This window comes from Acidovorax sp. GW821-FHT10E03 (genome assembly GCF_059415205.1).
The window spans coordinates 124,034-142,069 of sequence record NZ_JBWKMU010000011.1 but is presented as its reverse complement, the minus strand read 5'-3'; the positions used below and the strand labels follow the sequence as shown (position 1 = coordinate 142,069).

Genomic DNA, 18,036 nt, shown 5'->3' with positions numbered 1-18,036 from the left:
ACCCTGCGGCCCGACGAGCTGCCGCACACCGGAGCACTGTATGAAAGGCATTCTGAGCCTTCTGAAAATGAAAACCCGCGGCGGCAAGCCCATGGAGGACAACACGGATTCGGTGCTGTTTTCCACGGCCTTCGCCGGCCAGGGCGTGGACGATTCGATGCTCGTGCCCTGGGAGGCGCGTGCGGTGGAAGTGGGCGCCAAGCGCTTGCCCACCAGCCGTGGCGGCAAGCTGCTGCAGGGCCTGTGGGCCAAGGACAAGTACATGGCGCACCTGGACAAGGACGCCGTGGAGCGCATGGAGCGTTTCTTCGAATTCGCGGCCATCCCGTCCAACCGCGACGTGATCCGCCAGGACGAATACGGCAACTTCATGGTGGTGCTGCTCACCGGCACCATCGCGGTGGACCGCGTGCAGCCCTGGGGCGAACAGCTGCGCCTGGCCGAGACCCGGCCCGGCGACATCCTGGGCGAGATGTCGCTGCTCGACAGCGGCATCCGCTTTTCGGCCTGCACCACGCTCACCGACTGCGAGATCGCCGTGCTGAGCGCCGAGGCCATGGACGACATGATGACCAAGGACCCGCAGCTCGCCGCCAGCCTGATCGCGCTGCTGGCCCGCAAGCTGTCGCTGCGCCTGCGCGTGGTGAGCGCCCGCCTGAGCGACAACCAGAAATGATGATGCGCGGATACCACCTGCACAACGACCACCCGACAGACGAACACCCCCGGGAGAAATTCTGATGGAACGCGATCAGGCCAGTAAATTCATCAATGACCTGCTCAAGTTGATGGTGAGCCGCAATGGCAGCGACTTGTTCATCACGGCGGAATTCCCCCCCGCGATCAAGGTCGATGGCAAGGTGACCAAGGTGTCGCCCCAGCCGCTCACGCCCAACCACACGCTCACGCTGGCGCGCGCCATCATGAGCGACAAGCAGGTGGCCGATTTCGAACGCACCAAGGAGTGCAACTTCGCGATCTCGCCCGCCGGCATCGGGCGGTTTCGCGTCAACGCGTTCATCCAGCAGGGCAAGGTCGGCATGGTGCTGCGCACGATTCCACTCACGCTGCCCACCATCGACGGTCTGGGCGTGCCGCAGGTGCTGAAAGAAGTGACCATGACCAAGCGCGGCCTGTGCATCCTGGTGGGTGCCACGGGCTCGGGCAAGTCGACCACGCTGGCCGCCATGGTGGACTGGCGCAACGAGAACTCGTTCGGCCACATCATCACGGTGGAAGACCCCATCGAATTCGTGCACCCGCACAAGAACTGCGTGGTGACGCAGCGCGAGGTGGGCCTGGACACCGACAGCTGGGAAGCAGCCCTGAAGAACACGCTGCGCCAGGCGCCCGACGTGATCCTGATGGGCGAAATCCGCGACCGCGAGACCATGGAGCATGCCGTGGCCTTTGCGGAAACAGGCCACCTGTGCCTGGCCACGCTGCACGCCAACAGCGCCAACCAGGCGCTGGACCGGATCATCAACTTCTTCCCCGAAGAGCGCCGCGCGCAGCTGCTGATGGACCTGTCGCTCAACCTGCGCGGCATGGTGTCCCAGCGCCTGATCCCCAAGCAGGACGGCAAGGGCCGTGCTGCGGCCGTGGAAATCATGCTGAACACCCCGCTGATCTCCGACCTGATCTTCAAGGGCGATGTCTCCGAGATCAAGGAGATCATGAAGAAGAGCCGCAACCTGGGCATGCAGACCTTCGACCAGGCACTGTTCGACCTGTACGAGGCCAACGTGATCAGCTATGAAGACGCGCTGCGCAACGCCGATTCGCTCAACGACCTGCGCCTGCAGATCAAGCTCAACAGCCAGCGCGCCAAATCGCCGGACCTTGCCTCGGGCACCGAGCACTTCGCGATTGTGTGACAACCCCCTGAGCGGCTGCGCCGCTTCCCCCTTCTCTCGCGCTGCGCGCGGGAAAGGGGGACGACGCTGGTGGCCTGGCAAAGCCAGTTCCACGGCGTCCGCTGGCCTGGGCCGCGCCAGTTTCAAACGCTGCCCCCGTGGCGGCCTTTTTTTGCAAGAACCACTCCCATGCCAAGCACCAATCCCCGCAACTACGACGCAACCCCATCCCGCAAGGTCGCCTTCCTGGGCCTGGGCGTGATGGGCTATCCGATGGCCGGCCACCTCGCGCTGGCCGGGCATGAGGTCACGGTCTACAACCGAACCGCTACAAAATCCATAGCTTGGTGCGCGGAGTACGCCGGCGCCAAGGCGCCAAGGCATGCCGCAACGCCGCGCGAGGCCGCGGCCGGTGCCGACATCGTGTTCTGCTGCGTGGGCAACGACGATGACCTGCGCTCCGTCACCCTGGGAGCCGACGGCGCCTTTGCCGGGATGAAGCCGGGCGCGATCTTCGTGGACCACACCACCGCGTCGGCCGAGGTGGCGCGCGAGCTGTACGCAGCCGCCCGTGCCCTGGGCCTGCACTTCGTGGATGCCCCCGTCTCCGGCGGCCAGGCCGGCGCGCAAAACGGCCTGCTCACCGTGATGTGCGGCGGCGACGCGGCGGCCTTCGAGGCGGCCCAGCCCGTGGCCATGGCGTTCTCGCGCGCCTTCACGCTGCTGGGTGACAGCGGCGCGGGCCAGCTGGCCAAGATGGTCAACCAGATCTGCATCGCCGGGCTGGTGCAGGGGCTGTCCGAGGCGGTGGCGTTTGGCCAGAACGCGGGCCTGGACATGAAACAGGTGCTGGAGGTGATCGGCAAGGGCGCGGCCCAGAGCTGGCAGATGGACAACCGTGGCAAGACCATGGTGGACGGCAAGTTCGACTTCGGCTTTGCGGTGGACTGGATGCGCAAGGACCTGGGCCTGGTGCTCGACGAAGCCAAGCGCAACGGCTCGCGCGTGCCCGTGACGGCGCTGGTGGACCAGTTCTACGCCGATGTGCAGAAGATGGGCGGCAACCGCTGGGACACGTCGAGCCTGATCAAAAGGCTGACATAGCCCCCTGGGTCGCCTGCGGCGCCCCGGTGGCACGCGCCAGAAGCGCGCGCGGCCTCTTCGGCCTGGCGAAGCCGGCTCTGCGGGTGCGCTCGCTTGTGCCGTGCCAGCTTCATGCCGCAACGCGCGATACAGGGTCTCCAAGAAAAAATCCCGGTCCGCGTCATGCGAACCGGGATGTTTCGACCCAGGGGCTGTGCAGGCTATCGAGCCTGACCGCCCGCTTTCAACCGCCGGGCGATGCGCTGTTGTCGGTGGTCACTGGCGCGGGCTGCGGCGCGATGCGGCGCAGCTCTTCTTCCGAGACGATCTCGAACACGCGCACGACCTTGCTCACGCCGCTCACGCCCCGGGCGATCTCGGTGGCGCGGTTGGCCTCGCGCTGCGACACGCGGCCCATCAGATAGACGATGTTGCGCTCGGTCACCACCTTGAAGGAGTTTGCCGAGATGTCCTGGGCGTCCACCAGGCTGGCGCGCACCTTGCCGGTGATGAAGGTGTCGTTGGAGCGCTGGCTCAGGCTGCTGGCGGGCATCACGGCCAGGTCATTGACGACCGAGCGCGTGTTCTCCACCTGCGACACGATCTGCTCGACGGTCTGGCGGTCCTGGGCGCTCGGTACCTCGCCGGTCAGCAGGGCCTGGCGGTTGTAGCTGGTCACGTTGACATGGGCGCGGTCGCCCAGGGTTTCGCGGATGCGGTTGGCGGCGCGCAGCTCGATGCCTTCGTCCTCGATCTGCGTGCCGGTCGTGCGGCGGTCCACGGCCATCACGCCGCCCACGACGGCGCCGCCCACGATCAACGGCGCGCAGGCCGACAGGCCCGCGGCCAGCGCGGCGGCGGCCAGCACCGTGCACACGGTGCGCCGGGTACGTTTCAGGGTGGTTTGCTTCATAGGGGAATCTCCTGTTCGCCAAGTAACTGGGCGTCCACGCCATCGCTCAGGCAATGCAGCACCAGGGCATGGACTTCGCGCACGCGCGCGGCGCGGTCGTGCGGAACGCTGATCAACACATCGGTCTCGCGCAGCAGGGCGGCCAGCTTGCCGCCCGTGCGGCCGGTCAGCACCACCACGGTCATGTCACGCTCGTGGGCGGCCTCGGCGGCGGCCAGCAGGTTGGCGTCATTGCCGGTGACCGACAGCGCCAGCAGCACGTCGCCCGCCTGGCCCAGCGCACGCACCTGGCGCGCAAACTGCTGCGCCGCATCGTGGCTGCCACCCGTGGCGGCCGTGAGCAGCGTGCTGTCGGAGGTGAGGGCCAGCGCGGCCAGCTCGGGCCGGTCGCGCTCGAAACCGGCCACGCAGAACGCGGCGAACTGCTGCGCCTCGGCGGCCGAGGGGCCGTTGCCGCAGGCCAGCACCTTGCCGCCGCTGGTCACGCAGGCCAGCACGGCCTGCACGGCGGCGGCGATGGGGTGGCTCAGAACCTGCGCGGCCTGGTACTTCAGGTCGGCGCTGTCGATGAAATGCTGTTGGATGCGTTGCTCAAGCATGAGGGCCCGATGATACCCGCCGCGTGTTACAGCTTTTGTAGCAAACCGTAGTTCCCTGCATGGCGCCGGCGCCAGGGATGGCGGCCACCGGGCGCGCGCCTACTGCGCATCGAAGGCGGCCTGCAGCCACTGCACGGACTCCTCGACCAGCACCACATCGAAGCGGCACGGCGGCGGGGAAGGCAGGCGCAGCAGGTAGTGCCGGGCCGCGAAAATGATGCGCCGCTGCTTGGTGGCGCCAATGCTGGCCCCTGCGCCGCCAAACGCGCGGCCCGCGCGGCTGCGCACCTCGACGAACACGAGCGTGCCGTCCCGTGCACGCATCACCAGGTCGATCTCGCCGCCGCCGCGCCCGGGCGTCCGATAATTGCGCTGCACCAGTTGCAGGCCCGCCGCCTGCAGGTGGGCCAGGGCCTGGTCTTCCGCCGCATTGCCGCGCTCGCGCGTGGTGGCGGGTTTGGCGGCCGGGCCAGGGGCTTCCGCCGGTTTTCTCTTTCCAAGGAATTTCATTGAGCGCATCTTTCGCTTCAGCCCAGGGCGCCGCGCGTGAAGCGGCGGCTGCGCAGCATTATCCCGAGGGCGCCCTGTACGTGGTGGCCACGCCCATCGGCAACCTGGCCGATATCACCCTGCGCGCGCTGCATGTGCTGCAGATGGCCGACACCGTGGCCTGCGAGGACACGCGCCATACGCAATCCCTGCTGCGCGCCTATGGCATCGACAAGGGGGCCTCGCAGCTGCTGGCCGTGCACCAGCACAACGAGGCCGAAGCCGCTCAGAACGTCGTGCAGCGGCTGCAGCAAGGCCAGCGCGTGGCGTACGTGAGCGACGCGGGCACGCCCGGCGTGAGCGACCCCGGCGCCCGGCTGGTGGCCGCCGTGCAGGCGGCCGGCCTGCGCGCCGTGCCCCTGCCCGGCGCCAGCAGCATCACCACCGCGCTGAGCGTGGCTGGCGCCGTGGCCCACAGCACCGAACACGGCGGCTTCGTGTTTGCGGGCTTCCTGCCCGTCAAGAACGCCGAACGCGCCACGGTGATTGCACAGCAGCTGGCCCATGAGCCCCGCTGCGTGGTGCTGCTCGAAGCCCCGCACCGCATCGGCGAACTGGCCCAGGCCCTGGCGGTGCTGGGCGATCGCCCGGTGACGCTGGCGCGGGAATTGACCAAGCAGTTCGAGGAAGTGACCACGCGGCCCGCCCATGAGCTGGCGGCGTGGCTGGACGGCGCCCCCCAGCGTTCGCGCGGCGAGTTCGTGGTGCTGCTGCACCCGGTGGCGGTGGCCAGCGACGATGGCTCCAGCCTGCGGGTGCTGCGCCTGCTGGTGCAGGAGCTGCCGCTGAAAACCGCCGTGCGCCTGGCCGCCGAGATCACCGGCGCATCGCGCAATGTGCTGTACGACACGGCCCTGGCATGGAAGCGCAGCGGTGCGGACGACGGTGGTGCAGACAGCGGCACCGCGGACTGATTCCGGCCCGGATTTCATGCCAAATTGGCCTTAGACCCTTGGCAGGAAAGCGCCAAAAGCTACATTTTCAATAGCAAACCGACCCGCCACGGCGAGTACCGGCACCGGCCAGGGTGCGCGGCACCTCCCGCCGGACTCTCACCCCGACACCGCCAGCCCGGCCGCCACGCCGCCGAACAGGTCGCCTTCCACCTGGGGGGTGCCGGGAAATGCCGCCTTGAGGGCCTGGCGCAGCGGCCGCAGGGCCGACGAGCCGCCCGTGAGATAGATCGCATCGACCCCCTGCTGCCCCAGGCCCGCCAGCTGCACACATTCCTGCGCGCAGGCCACCACCTGTTCGAGGGGCTGCGACAGGAACCGCGCCAGCCCCTCGGGGGTGACGGATTCAGCCAGCCCGGCCTCGATCCAGTCCAGCGGCATGGGCGCATCGGCATCGCCCAGGGACGCGGCGATCTTGGCCTGCTCCACGGTGTTGGCCATGCGGTGCCCCAGGCGCTCGTGCAGCACCCGCATGAGCCGCGCGTGCAGCCGGGCATCTGAATAGTCGGTGCGCAGGTTCTGCGCGTCGCGCAGCGCGCGCGGCGAGTACAGCCACTGGATCAGGTGCCAGGTGGACAGGTCGAAGAACACCCGGCTGGGCACCTCTCGCCCCGCGGGGCCGGTGTGCCGAAATCCGAGCAGGGGCATCAGCAGGTCCAGGCTCAGCCGCCGGTCGAAGTCGGTGCCGCCCACGTGCACGCCGGTGGTGGCCAGCACATCGCTGCCGCGCTCGGCGCGCGCCATGCGCTGCGGCCCCAGCCGCACCACCGTGAAGTCCGACGTGCCCCCGCCGATGTCCACCACCAGCACCAGCGACTCGTGCGTGATGCGCTGCTCGTGGTCCAGCGCGGCGGCGATGGGCTCCAGCTGGAACGACACCTCGGCGAACCCCGCGTCCACCGCGGCCTGGCGCAGCGCATCTTCCGCCTGCTGGTCGCGGCCGGCGTCCCCGTCCACGAAATGCACCGGGCGCCCCATCACCACCCGGGCCGGCATGCCGCCCAGGTCATCGCGCGCCTTTTGCACCAGCATGCGCAAGAAGAGGCTGATGATGTCCTGGTAGCTCACCAGCTTGTTGTGCACCGCCGTCTTGTCCTGCAGCAGCGCGCTGCCCAGCAGGCTCTTGAGCGAGCGCATCAGGCGCCCCTCCGTGCCCGCCAGGTACTGCCCCACGGCATCCCGGCCAAAGTGGGTGCGGTGGTCTTCCGCATTGAAGAACAGCGCGGTGGGCAGTGTGGGGGCGCCTCCTTCGAGCGCGATCATCCGCGCGGGCCCGGTGCCCTGGCGCACGGCCATCGCGGAGTTGGAAGTGCCAAAGTCGATGCCGAGGGTGGTGTCCTTCAGGAAGGGTGTCATGGGAGGTCAGAGAATCGGTGGCGAAGTCACTCTGCACGGCCGAACTGTCGTGCCCGGGCCGGCGAGTGGCGGCGGTGGCCGCGTGGAACAGGGTGAATGGCATGCCGCGAGGCATGCCGGGGGAAACCGTCCGGCGCCCAGGGCGCCCATTGAAAAGAAAAGGCCCTTGATTCCTTCATCAAATCAAGGGCCTTCGGCTGTGCAGGCGGGTACCGGCACATCGGCCGCGCATTCACACGCCGTTGCCTGGCGTTGCCGCCGGGCCTGGTGCCTGCCACGGCATGGCGCCCTCGGATCGGCAGCGGCAGTGGGGCTCCCGTGGAGCCGCTGCGCAGGGCGGCATTGTCTCACGCTCCGCGCGCCCTTGGCCCGAAGCGGCATGCCGCCCCCGGCAGGTGCGCATGGAAACCGGCGACCGCCCGCCGCGGCCACCGGCGGGCACGGGAAAGGCAGGCCGTCAGCCCCGGGTGAGGCCCCGGCGCGCCGGGGCCGGCGCCTTCTTCGCCGGCGGCGGGGGCTGGCAATCGCTGCACTGGCCGTACAAGGTGATGTCGTGGCCGTCCACGGTGAAGCCCGGCGGGGCCAGGTGCGCGAAGCCGCCGGGGCATGCATGGATATCGAACACGCGGTGGCAGACCCGGCACAGGAAATGGTGATGGTGGTCCTGCCCCGCCATCTCGTAGCGGGCGCTGCTGCCGGGCAGGGTCACCGGCTCGATCGTGCCGTCCTCCATCAGCGCGCGAAGATTCCGGTAGACGGTTGCCACCCCCAGCGAGGGGATGTCGGCGCGTGCTGCCTCCAGGACCTCCTGCGGCGACAAGGGACGCCCTGCGGTGGCTATCGCGGCGTGGATTGCCGCACGCTGGCGGGTTGCTCGTTCCATGGTCGTGTTTCTTGGGGGGTCGGTGGGCTCCCGCGATTCTAGGGACTCGCCGTGCCCCACGGGACCGGCGGGCGGCGCGCCCTGAGGGGGCCCACAGAGCTCCACCATGCCATCTATTGGTTCCCCGCAAGGCCTCCAGTCGGTATATTCGACCTGGCCGATAGCAGCCAGCCAACGGATTCCTGATGTGCTGCACGATGCAGCAGGCATGGCGAACCCCGTCCTTCCGGTGCCGGCGTACTGTTCGATCCGGGTCCATCCGGCCGGGTCTCCTCACGGAAAGGTCAATACGGTGGCACGCTGGTCCAGTTTCGAAAGCAAGGTCGCCATTGCATTCGGCGCCGCCGTGCTGGTGGTGGCGGCGCTGGTGGCGGCCACCTGGCGGGTGGCGAACGATGCGTCCCAGACCGCGCTGATGCTCGCGCATACCCATGAGGTGCTCAACAACCTGGCCCGCACCCGTGGCTATACCCTGCAGATCGAGCTGGCCACGCAGAACTTCCGGCTCAGCGGAGACCCCGCCCACATCGCCGAACGCGACGACACCATCGCGCAGAGAGAGCGCACGCTGGAGAGGATCCAGTTGCTGACCGCCAGCAACCCCGACCAGCACCAGCGCTGGGGCCAGCTGCGGGAAATCGTGAACCAGCGGATGGTGATCTCCCGGCAGGTCGAGATGCTGCGCAAGACCCAGGGCCAGGAGGCCGCCAATGCCTTCGTGGCCACGGCGCCGCTGCGGGCCACGCGCGCACGCACCTACGAGCTGCTCGGCGACATGGACACGGCGGAGCGCCACCTGCTCACGCTGCGTGCCAACGCGCATGCCCAGGCACGGCAGAAACTGGTGGTGGCGGGCTCCATCGCCGCCGCGATGCTGGTGGCCCTGCTGGGCGCGACCTACCTGCTGATCCGCCGGCAGCTGCGCGAAACCGAAACCAGCCAGCGCGCGCTGGCGGACAGCGAAGAAAGCCTGTCGACCACGCTGCACTCCATCGGAGATGCCGTGCTGGCCACCGACACCGAGGGCCGCATCCTGCGCATGAACCCCGTGGCCGAGCAGTTGACGGGCTGGCCCATCGCGCTGGCCCGGGGGCTGCCGGTGGAAGTGGTGTTTCGCATCGTCAACGAACAGACCCGCGAGCCCGCCCTGGTGCCCGTGGCCGCCGCGCTTGCCACCGGCGAGATTCAAGCCCTCGCCAACCACACGTCGCTGCTCGCGCGCGACGGCACGGAATGCCCCATCGCGGACAGCGCGGCCCCCATCCGGGATGCCAACGGCCAACTGCATGGCGTGGTCCTCGTCTTCCGTGACGTCACGGCAGAGCGCCAGGCCGAGCAGACCATTCGCGCGCAGAACATCCTGCTGGAGTCGCACGTCCGGGAGCGGACGACGCAGCTCAAAGAAAGCGAAGACCACCTGCGCAGCGTCATTGGCGCGGTTCCCGCGCTGATCGCGTTCGTGAGCGCCGAGCGGCGCTATGTGTACGTGAACGACCAGTACCGCCAGAGCTTCGCCCCGGAACGCGCGGACATCACGGGGTGCACGGTGCAGGAAATACTCGGCGACGAACGCTACGGCCAGGCCGCCCCGATGATCGACGGCGTGCTGGCGGGCACTCCGCAGGCCTATGACTGGCAGCCCTTCCCCGGGGTCTGGCAGGCCATCCGCTACCTGCCCAGGTTCGAGGCGCACGACAAGGTGGGCGGCTACTACGTGCTGGGCACCGACATCACGGACCGCAAGCACTTCGAGAACCGCATACAGACGCTCAACACCGAACTGGAGCAGCGCATACGGCAGCTGGAGCACGCGACCCGCGCCCTGCGCACCCTGAGCGCCGGCAACCGCACCATGCTGCGGGCCAGCGAGGAACAGGATCTGCTGGACAGCATGTGCCAGGCCATCGTCACGGCCGGCGGCTATGGCATGGCCGTGGTCTGGTACTGCGGCAGCCGCCCGGAGCTGCCCCTTGAACCCATGGCCGAATGCGGCTACCCCGGCGGCATGGACGCGCTGCGGCAGCTGGGGCTGGACCTGAGCGGCACGGCCCTGGGCCAGGGGGTCACCTCCAGCGCCATCCGGACCGAGGAGGTCTGCCTGGTGCGCAACATGAACACCGACCCCGGCCATGCGCCCTGGCACGGCAGGCCCCACGGGCCGAGATCCGGCATCTCGTGCCCGCTGCGGGTGGCAGGCCGGGTCATTGGCGCCTTGTCCATCTACGACCCAGAACCCGACACCTTTGGCGAGGACGAAATCGCGCTGCTCACGGAGTCCAGCGATGACCTTGCCTATGGCATCGCGACCTTGCGCTCGCGCGTCGAACAGGAGCGCGTGCAGGCCGCCATGCACCACTTCACCCGGCATGACCCGTTGACGGGCCTGCCCAATGCCCTCCAGTTCGAAGAGGCGCTGGCCGCCGCCATCCACGAAGGCGGTGAACAGCCGCGCTCGCTGGCGGTGCTGCAATTCAATATCGAGCGCCTGAGCGAAATCAACGAAGCGCTGGGCTTTGCGCACGGCGACGACATCCTGCGCGAGTTCGCACGGCGGCTGCAGCGCAGCGCCCCGCCATCGGCCCTGGTGGCCCGCCTGCGCGGCGATGAGTTCGCGGCCCTCTTGCCGGACAGCGACCTGCACGCCGCCCGCCACACGGTGAACATGCTGGAGCAGAACTTGTCACAGCCGATTTCGGTGGCCGGCATCGCGCTGGATGTGGTGGCCAAGGCCGGCATCGCGCTGTTCCCGGAGCACGGGCGAACCGTGCACGACCTGCTGCGCCGCATGGACAAGGCGGTTCACCAGGCCAAGAGAATGGGCGTGGACCACGTCGTTTTCATTCCTCAGCAGGAACAGGACCAGGCCGAGCGCCTGAACATGGCGGGCGAGCTGCGCCACGCGATCGACGCCGGCCAGCTGCGGGTCTACCTGCAGCCCAAGGTCGATTTCGCCAGCGGCCGCGTCTGCGGCGCCGAGGCACTGGTGCGCTGGCTCCACCCCCAGCGCGGCCTGCTGGCGCCCGGGGTCTTCATCGAACTGGCGGAGCACACGGGGCTCATCAAGCCGCTGACGGAATGGATGCTGGTGTCCGTGCTCGACATACTCCAGGCCTGGCAGCGCCAGGACTGCGCCCTGCCCATCGCCGTCAACCTCTCGGCGCGCAACCTGCGCGATGAGCAGCTGTTCGCCAAGTTCCGCCACTGGCAGCGCGAGCGCGGCGTGGCACGCGGGCTGCTGGAGGTGGAGATCACCGAGAGCACCGTCATGGAGGATGCGCAATACGCCATGGGCGTGCTCCACGCCCTGCGGGAGGAAGGCATTCCGCTGTACATCGACGACTTTGGCACCGGCTACTCGTCCCTGGCATACCTGCAGAAGCTCCCCGTGGACTGCATCAAGATCGACCAGTCTTTCGTCGCCGCCATGACACACGACAAGAGCTCCGCCAAGATCGTGCGCTCCACCATCGACCTGGTCCATGACCTGGACCGCAAGACAGTGGCCGAGGGCATAGAGACCCGCGAGCACTGGGAGCAGCTCTTGCATCTGGGGTGCGACATAGCGCAGGGCTACTTCATTGCCAGGCCCATGCCGGCGGACGAGTTCCCGGCGTGGGCCGCCAGCTTCAGGGCACCGGCTCCCCCGCCCGGGGGATGACCGCGTTCACGCGCCGGGCAGAGGCCGTGCGCCGTGAGGGCCCCTGCACGCCCATCAGCCCCGGCGGCGGCGCAACCCCAGCAAGGCCATGGCGGCCAGCGTGGCCCCCGTCAGCACCACGCCCCATTCGCTCAGCGTGGGAATGGCGGTGGCCAGGCCCGCGGCGGCCAGTGGCATCACCGGGTCCACGATCACGCCGTTCTGGGCCCAATCGTCGTCTCCCAGCTGGCCGTCGGTCAGGTCGAAACTCACGGCGTTGCCGTCGATGGTGAGATTCCTCGGCGCAAAGAAGCTGGCGCTGGCGGCGCCGCTGCTGGCCCTGCCGTACTTGGTGAAGCCGGCGACCGGCTGCGGCCACAGGGTGGTCACACGCACCGTGGCGCCCGGGGTGCAGTCCACCAGCCGGACGCGGAACGCGCCCTGCGGCGCGCCCTGCCCCGGCGGGGCGGCGCTGGCGGCCATGAAGCCGGTGGCGGCGGGGTCGAACCGGCAGCCGGCGCCTCCACCCGTGAAGCTGGCGCTGGCCGGGCCGCCCGCACCCGTGGTGGGCACGGTGGTGCCGCTGTAGGTGACAGGGATGGCGATGGTCTGCTGCACCTGGGCGGCAGCGGCGTAGTTCGCGTCGCCTGCCTGGTTGGCATTGACGGTGCAGGTGCCCGCGCCGGCAAATGTCACCACGCTGCCCGCGACCGAGCAGGCACCGGCCGTCGAGGCGGCATCGATGGTGAACACGACCGGGTTGCCCGAGCCGCCGCCGAGGGCTGACACCGCATAGGCCCCGCCCACGACGGGGTACGCCGGTGGCGTGGAGGTGAACGTGATCGCCTGGCCGGGCAGGACCACCTGGTTGACGAGGACGTTCATCGTCGTCTTGATCGTGCCGTCGCCCTTGCTCGTCGCCGTGAGCGTGCGCGAGCCGGGCCCGGCAAACGTCGCCGCGAACGCCGCGCTGCCTTCGCTTTGCTGGATCTCGCCCGGCATCGTGTCGCCCGGGTTGCTGCTCGTGATCGCCCAGCGTGTCGTATCGTCGATGTTCGCATTGACCGGGTCGGCCACGGTCAGCCGGAACGGGATCGGCGCATTGGCCGCGACCGTCACCGACGCGGCGCCGGGCACCATGTCGATGGTGCCCGGGCCACCGAGCGACGGCGCGGGCAGCGGCAGGTTCTCGAAGTGGATGACGGCGCGCAGGTTGTGCCCCGGCATGCTGATGATTCCCTGGTACTGGCCCGCGACGCGGTTGGCCCGGGCGTCGTAGATGTAGTAGCCGGTGCCGCCATCGCCCATGAAGCCCTGCTCCGCCGGATCGGGATCACTCTGAATGATCGCGCTGGCGCCGCTGGACGGCACCGCGACGTTGATCGGGGTCGCATAGGGCAGGTAGGAACCTTCGGGGGTCGATGCCCTTGGGTCGATGACGATGGGGTTTCTCGTGAAGAGCTGCCCCAGGCGCGCGCGCAGCGACAGCGACGGGTTGCACATCCCATCGCCCAGCGCAAGGCAGTAGTTGCGCGTGTGTTCGCTGTCGTCCCTGTCGAACTTCATGAAATTGCGCATCCTGTCCGACACGGGCGTGATCGCGGCAACGAAACGCGGCATGTGCCCGGTCCGGGTGTTGTTGTCGCTGTCCAGCGTCAGCGGAGCCTGCAGGTTCGTCGAGCCGGCGATGGCGAAGTTCTCGCGGCGATCCGCGTTGTAGGCACCCGCGAGCGCGGAGACATAGCCCTCGCTGGCATCGACGAACAGGGACTGGTTCTGCGCATCCCGGTCGAGCGGTGCGGTGGCGAACAAGGCTGCTGCGGATGGTTCGGCCCAGCCCCCGTTCCAGGAGGTGACCTGCTGGTTCTGCGAGGTGAATCCCGGCCTGGTGTAGAAATTCGCTTGCGGCTGTGCCGTGGCCTGTTCCGGCACCGGCGCATTCACGAACGCCACCATGGTTTGCTTGACCCCCACGGAACCCATCTCGTTCAGGGCGGTGCGCAAGGTGAAGGCGCCCGTGGGCAATGATTGCGGCTGTATCAGCGCATATGCCCGGTTGCCCGGGACGCCGCTCAGCCACAGATTTTCGTCCTGGGCAAAATTCCGTGAAGCCACGGAGGGGTCGATGGACGACTGGCGCACGCTGGTCGCGGCATAGGCGTTCCTGGTGGCGCCCACCGCATCGCTGAGCGTGATCAGCAGCTGGGGCTGGTGCAGTACATGGGCCTGCCCCGCTGGCAGCTCCTTGCTCGCGAACTCGAAACTGCCAAAGGTGTTGTCGTTGGGATCGGGGGCCGCGCCCACACGCATCATCGACTCGACGTTGTTGGCCAACCGGTATTTGACCAGCTTGGTGACATCGAAGCTGTAGAAACCCGGCGTGGTGATGCGCAGGGGCTGCGCGGGACTGTCCGCATCGGTGGCGGCCGCATCGGCGCTGGCCACGGACTGGCCGCAGTGGGGCGCCGTGTCCTCGCGCTCGAAGCAATCGGCACCGTCCTGATGGGCGCTGAATATCGCGATATAGCCAGGCGCGGCCACTTTCTCCACATAGAGCACCAGGCGCGCGCGCGCGACCTTGTCGGCATTCAGCGTGTAGGCTTCCTGCCCCACGGAGGCCGTCGTGCTCGCCTTGTCCACGACCAGCTTGGTCAACGTTCCGCTCGGCAACGTGGCGTACGAGAACTTCAGCTGCGCATTCGCGTCGGGGTTCACGAGCAGCGTGGGCTCGAAGGGGAAATAGTCCGCGTTGCGGGTGTAGCCGTCGGCGACAAGCGGCGCCTCGATCCACGACGACAAGGTCGCTCCGCCGCAGGCCTGCAGCAAGACCACCGCCGCCGCAAGCGCGAGCCCCCGGACCGCCCGGGACCTTTCCAGGGATGCGCCCGCGCTGCGCCCTGGCCGGGAGCTGTGGCGCGCCGTTGCGCCCGGCCGCATCGCGGCCTCTACCATCCGAATCATGTATTCCTCACTCCGTGGTGCGTTCGAGAAAAGCCGCTCGGGCTTGCCCTGAATGGAACGGTGTCGGCCACCGTGTTCTTGTGGATTCAGGTGCAGGCCCCTGCTTGCGGGACCGGAAGTTACCGGATGGGCACGGTTTTGTATGTCCCCCGTTTGGGCGACATGACAAGGGCCCCGGGGGATGGCAGCATGGACAGAGCACCCGCCGAATGGGCGCGCATTGACGACCTGGAACCCATGCAGAAACCCACCGACCCCGCATGCAGCCCGAAGAACCGACCATGATCCGCCGCTTGCCACCGTACCGGCTGGCGCAGCCGGCCTGCCGGGCACAGCAGCCCCGCCAGGCCCGGCGCTTTTGACCTGGGCCTGTGGCAGCATCGGCGCATGGTTTCCCTTCCTCGCACAACTCCCTGGGCGCCGGATGCGGCGCCTGCGCCCCCTGCCATCCGCGTGGCGGTGGTGGAGGACGACTTCGTCTGCCGCAACGCGCTGGCGCATGCCTTGCAAGGCGCGGCCGACATGCATCTGCAGTGGGTGGCGGCCAGCCGCGCCGAAGCGCTGGCGGCGCTGCAGGCGGACGATGCGCCGCTGGACGTGCTGCTGCTGGACCTGGGGCTGCCCGATGGCAGCGGGCTCGACGTGCTGGCCGTGCTGCGCGCGCGCTGGCCCGGGGCGGCGGCCATGGTGAGCACGATCTTTGGCGATGAGGCGCATGTTCTGGGCGCCATCGAGGCCGGTGCGATGGGCTACCTGCTCAAGGACCTGCCCCCCAGCGCCGTCGTGGACGAAGTGCGCAGCCTGCATGCGGGGGGCAGCCCCATCAATCCGATGGTGGCGCGCAAGCTGCTGCTGCGCCGCGCGCAGTCTCCCGTGACAGCCAAGCCGTCAGCGGGCCTGGAGCCGGGGTTGGCGGCGGCGGAGATCACGGAGGTGGCACCTTCGGCGCGCGAGGCCGAGTTGCTGCGCATGGTGGCACGCGGCTACACACTGGACGAGGTGGCGCGGGCGATGGGCGTGTCGCGCCACACGGTGCGTACCTTCGTGCGGCGCGTGTACGCCAAGCTGCAGGTGACGACCCAGGCCGAAGCGGTGAGCGCCGCGGCGCGCAAAGGGTGGATCGATGTGGCTTGATCTCGCGCGCCTGGCGCTGCGGCTCTTGCTGGCCGGTGCCGCCGCCGGGGGCGCGGCGCTGGCAGGCATGCTGCCCGCGCACCTGGTGCAGGCGCAGGCGTGGAATCCCGCCAGCGGGGGCTGGGCGCCGCCGCCCTCGCTGCACGAATCACCCGATGCAGTGCTTTCGAGCACCATACCGTGGAGCACGGTGGACCTGCCACATGCCCGCGCACGCAGCACGGTCTCGACAGCCGCGCAGGCCGATGCGCCACCCGAGGTGTGGTGGTACCGCCTGCGGGTGCCGGGCGAGGCGCTCGCCGCCACGCCCCAGGGCACGCGCCTGTACATCCCGCGCTGGCAGACAGTGGGCACGGTGGCGGTGTATGCCGATGGGCACCTCGTCTGGCAGTCGCACGGCAGCCGGGTCTGGAACAGCTTCAACCGCCCGGTGTGGGTGGACCTGGCGGGCCATGCTGCGCCCGGCATTCCCCTGGAGGTGCATGTGCGCATGGCCAACCTGCCCGGCGTGGGCGGCGCGCTGTCCAGCGTGTGGGCCGGGCCGGCCGAGGCGCTCTGGCCGGGGTGGCGGCTGCGCAGCCTGCTGCAGACCGACCTGGTGGCCTACCTGCGCGGTGCCTACCTCGTGCTGGGCGTGTTCGCGCTGGCGGTGTGGCTGGTGCGGCGCGGCCGGGGCGAGGCGGGCTACCTGCTGTTCTTCCTGCTGTCGGTGGGGCACTTGCTGGCCACGCTGTTCTACCTGGTCGATGCCGAGGGCTTCGGCGTGCCCGACGAATGGTTCTCCTGGCTCACGCTCGTGGGCTCGCTGGGGTCGTCGGCCTGCTCCTTCTTCCTGTTGTGCCGGATGCAGGGCCGGGGCTATCCGCGGCTGGCGCGCGCCGTGGTCGCCTATTGCGGCTTGGTGGCGCTGGCGGCCCTGCCACTGTGGGACCTGCGGCACGAGGCGATGCTGCCGCTGTTGCGCCTGGCGCTGTTTCCTCCGGCCCTGGTGGTGCTGTGCGTGGCGGCGCTGGGCGCGTGGCGCGAACGCTCCTGGTCCAGCGTGCTGCTGGCCGGGGCCGTGGCGCTCTCGTTTCCCCTGGCCATCCACGACCTGGCGATGCAGCGCTACCGCATCAGCATCGAGCACATCTACCTCACGCCCTACGTGTACATGGGCGTGTTCACCATGTTCCTGCTGGTCGGGTTCACGCGCTACCACCGCGCGCTGGAAGTCGCCGAGCAAGCCAATGCCGTGCAGGCCGAGCGCCTGGCCGCGCAGGAATTGCAGCTGCGCGAAACACACGAGCTGCTGCGCGCCGCCGAGCGCGAGCAGACGCTGCTGCACGAGCGCCAGCGCCTGATGCGGGAGATGCACGACGGCGTGGGTTCCTCGCTGATGAGCGCGCTGCGGCTGGTAGAGACTGCGCCGGCGGCACCCGTGGACGTGGCGCAGGTGCTGCGGGAGTGCATCGACGACCTGAAGATCTCCATCGACTCGCTGGAGCCCGTGAATGCGGATCTGCTGGCACTGCTGGCCGGCCTGCGCTATCGGCTCGGGTTGCGGCTGGAGGGCGCGGGACTGGTCATGCACTGGCAGGTGGACGACCTGCCGCCGCTGCCCTGGCTGGACGCGCAAAACGCGCTGCACGTGCTGCGCATCCTGCAGGAGATCCTCACCAACATCCTCAAGCACAGTGGCGCGACGGAGATCGTGCTGAGCACGGCCGAGGCCGTCTGGCCCCCGCCAGAGGGCGGCGGCGATGGCACGCGCGGCGTGCAGGTGTGCATACGGGACAACGGCCGTCCATTCACCCCCCCGGCGTCCGAGGCGCTGGCGCCCGCCCGCCGGGGCCTGCCCAACGTGCACAGCCGCGCGCTGGTGCTGGGCGCGCATTGCACCTGGAGCACCAGTGACGGCGCCCAGGCGCAAGGTTCCACCTTCACGCTGTGGCTGCCGCTGCACAAGCAGGGCTGACACCCCGCCCTCCGCGCGAGCCAGCCGCCACGGGATCGTTGGCACCGGTTCAGGGCCGATGGCGCCAGCACAAGGCATCCACCGCAGCGACAGCGGTGGCGATCCAGAGGGCATGAAGTGCCGCCATCGAGCGAAGAAGACTGTGCGATGGGGAC

General features: G+C 69.0%; 13 protein-coding genes. 7 read left to right on the top strand and 6 right to left on the bottom strand.

The genetic code is table 11. From position 1 onward, the window contains the following. The first annotated feature begins 40 nt into the window (after positions 1 to 40). The 3 genes from AC07OD_RS19955 to AC07OD_RS19945 all read left to right on the top strand — a co-directional run bounded on the left by AC07OD_RS19955 (position 41) and on the right by AC07OD_RS19945 (position 2,960). A complete protein-coding gene (locus tag AC07OD_RS19955; protein ID WP_218297331.1) occupies positions 41 to 676 on the top strand; it encodes a Crp/Fnr family transcriptional regulator in 636 nt (211 codons plus the stop codon). A 64-nt stretch (positions 677 to 740) separates the two neighbouring features. Beyond that, positions 741 to 1,877 (top strand): PilT/PilU family type 4a pilus ATPase, encoded by a 1,137-nt coding sequence (locus tag AC07OD_RS19950; protein ID WP_218297332.1) that lies wholly within the window; start codon positions 741 to 743, stop codon positions 1,875 to 1,877. A gap of 168 nt (positions 1,878 to 2,045) precedes the next feature. Further along, positions 2,046 to 2,960, top strand: a complete 915-nt coding sequence (locus AC07OD_RS19945) for an NAD(P)-dependent oxidoreductase (protein ID WP_369641207.1) — start codon at positions 2,046 to 2,048, stop codon at positions 2,958 to 2,960. 223 nt (positions 2,961 to 3,183) lie between these two features. Here the strand turns inward: AC07OD_RS19945 and AC07OD_RS19940 are convergent, their stop codons facing one another. From AC07OD_RS19940 to AC07OD_RS19930, 3 genes are all read right to left on the bottom strand, one after another. After that, positions 3,184 to 3,852, bottom strand: a complete 669-nt coding sequence (locus tag AC07OD_RS19940; RefSeq protein WP_218341359.1) for a BON domain-containing protein — start codon at positions 3,850 to 3,852, stop codon at positions 3,184 to 3,186. Further along, a complete protein-coding gene (locus tag AC07OD_RS19935) occupies positions 3,849 to 4,451 on the bottom strand; it encodes an SIS domain-containing protein (RefSeq protein ID WP_218297335.1) in 603 nt (200 codons plus the stop codon). Before AC07OD_RS19935 ends, AC07OD_RS19940 begins: the two co-directional genes overlap by 4 nt. A gap of 99 nt (positions 4,452 to 4,550) precedes the next feature. Beyond that, a complete protein-coding gene (locus AC07OD_RS19930) occupies positions 4,551 to 4,961 on the bottom strand; it encodes a YraN family protein (RefSeq protein WP_369641205.1) in 411 nt (136 codons plus the stop codon). Between AC07OD_RS19930 and rsmI the strand changes: the two genes are divergently transcribed. After that, a complete protein-coding gene (gene rsmI, locus AC07OD_RS19925) occupies positions 4,961 to 5,914 on the top strand; it encodes a 16S rRNA (cytidine(1402)-2'-O)-methyltransferase (RefSeq protein ID WP_218297337.1) in 954 nt (317 codons plus the stop codon). The genes AC07OD_RS19930 and rsmI overlap by 1 nt on opposite strands. 138 nt (positions 5,915 to 6,052) lie before the next feature. Here the strand turns inward: rsmI and AC07OD_RS19920 are convergent, their stop codons facing one another. Both AC07OD_RS19920 and AC07OD_RS19915 read right to left on the bottom strand, forming a co-directional pair. Further along, complete coding sequence (locus AC07OD_RS19920) at positions 6,053 to 7,309, bottom strand: Hsp70 family protein (protein WP_218341357.1); 1,257 nt, start codon at positions 7,307 to 7,309, stop codon at positions 6,053 to 6,055. A 457-nt stretch (positions 7,310 to 7,766) separates the two neighbouring features. Beyond that, entirely contained in the window at positions 7,767 to 8,192 is a 426-nt protein-coding gene (locus tag AC07OD_RS19915) for a Fur family transcriptional regulator (protein ID WP_218297339.1), read from the bottom strand. Positions 8,193 to 8,484: 292 nt separating this feature from the next. On the opposite strand from AC07OD_RS19915, the gene AC07OD_RS19910 reads away from it, so the two are divergent. Further along, positions 8,485 to 11,850 carry an EAL domain-containing protein gene (locus AC07OD_RS19910; RefSeq protein WP_492805900.1) on the top strand — a complete coding sequence of 1,122 codons (3,366 nt, stop codon included), beginning with the start codon at positions 8,485 to 8,487 and terminating at the stop codon, positions 11,848 to 11,850. Between the two features lie 54 nt (positions 11,851 to 11,904). Here AC07OD_RS19910 and AC07OD_RS19905 read toward each other — a convergent pair whose 3' ends face one another. Next, positions 11,905 to 14,790, bottom strand: a complete 2,886-nt coding sequence (locus AC07OD_RS19905; RefSeq protein WP_494597855.1) for an IPTL-CTERM sorting domain-containing protein — start codon at positions 14,788 to 14,790, stop codon at positions 11,905 to 11,907. 387 nt (positions 14,791 to 15,177) lie between these two features. Between AC07OD_RS19905 and AC07OD_RS19900 the strand changes: the two genes are divergently transcribed. Continuing rightward, a complete protein-coding gene (locus AC07OD_RS19900; RefSeq protein WP_218297342.1) occupies positions 15,178 to 15,924 on the top strand; it encodes a helix-turn-helix transcriptional regulator in 747 nt (248 codons plus the stop codon). Further along, complete coding sequence (locus AC07OD_RS19895; RefSeq protein ID WP_492805903.1) at positions 15,914 to 17,881, top strand: sensor histidine kinase; 1,968 nt, start codon at positions 15,914 to 15,916, stop codon at positions 17,879 to 17,881. The genes AC07OD_RS19900 and AC07OD_RS19895 overlap by 11 nt, the downstream gene beginning before the upstream one ends. Positions 17,882 to 18,036: the final 155 nt, after the last annotated feature.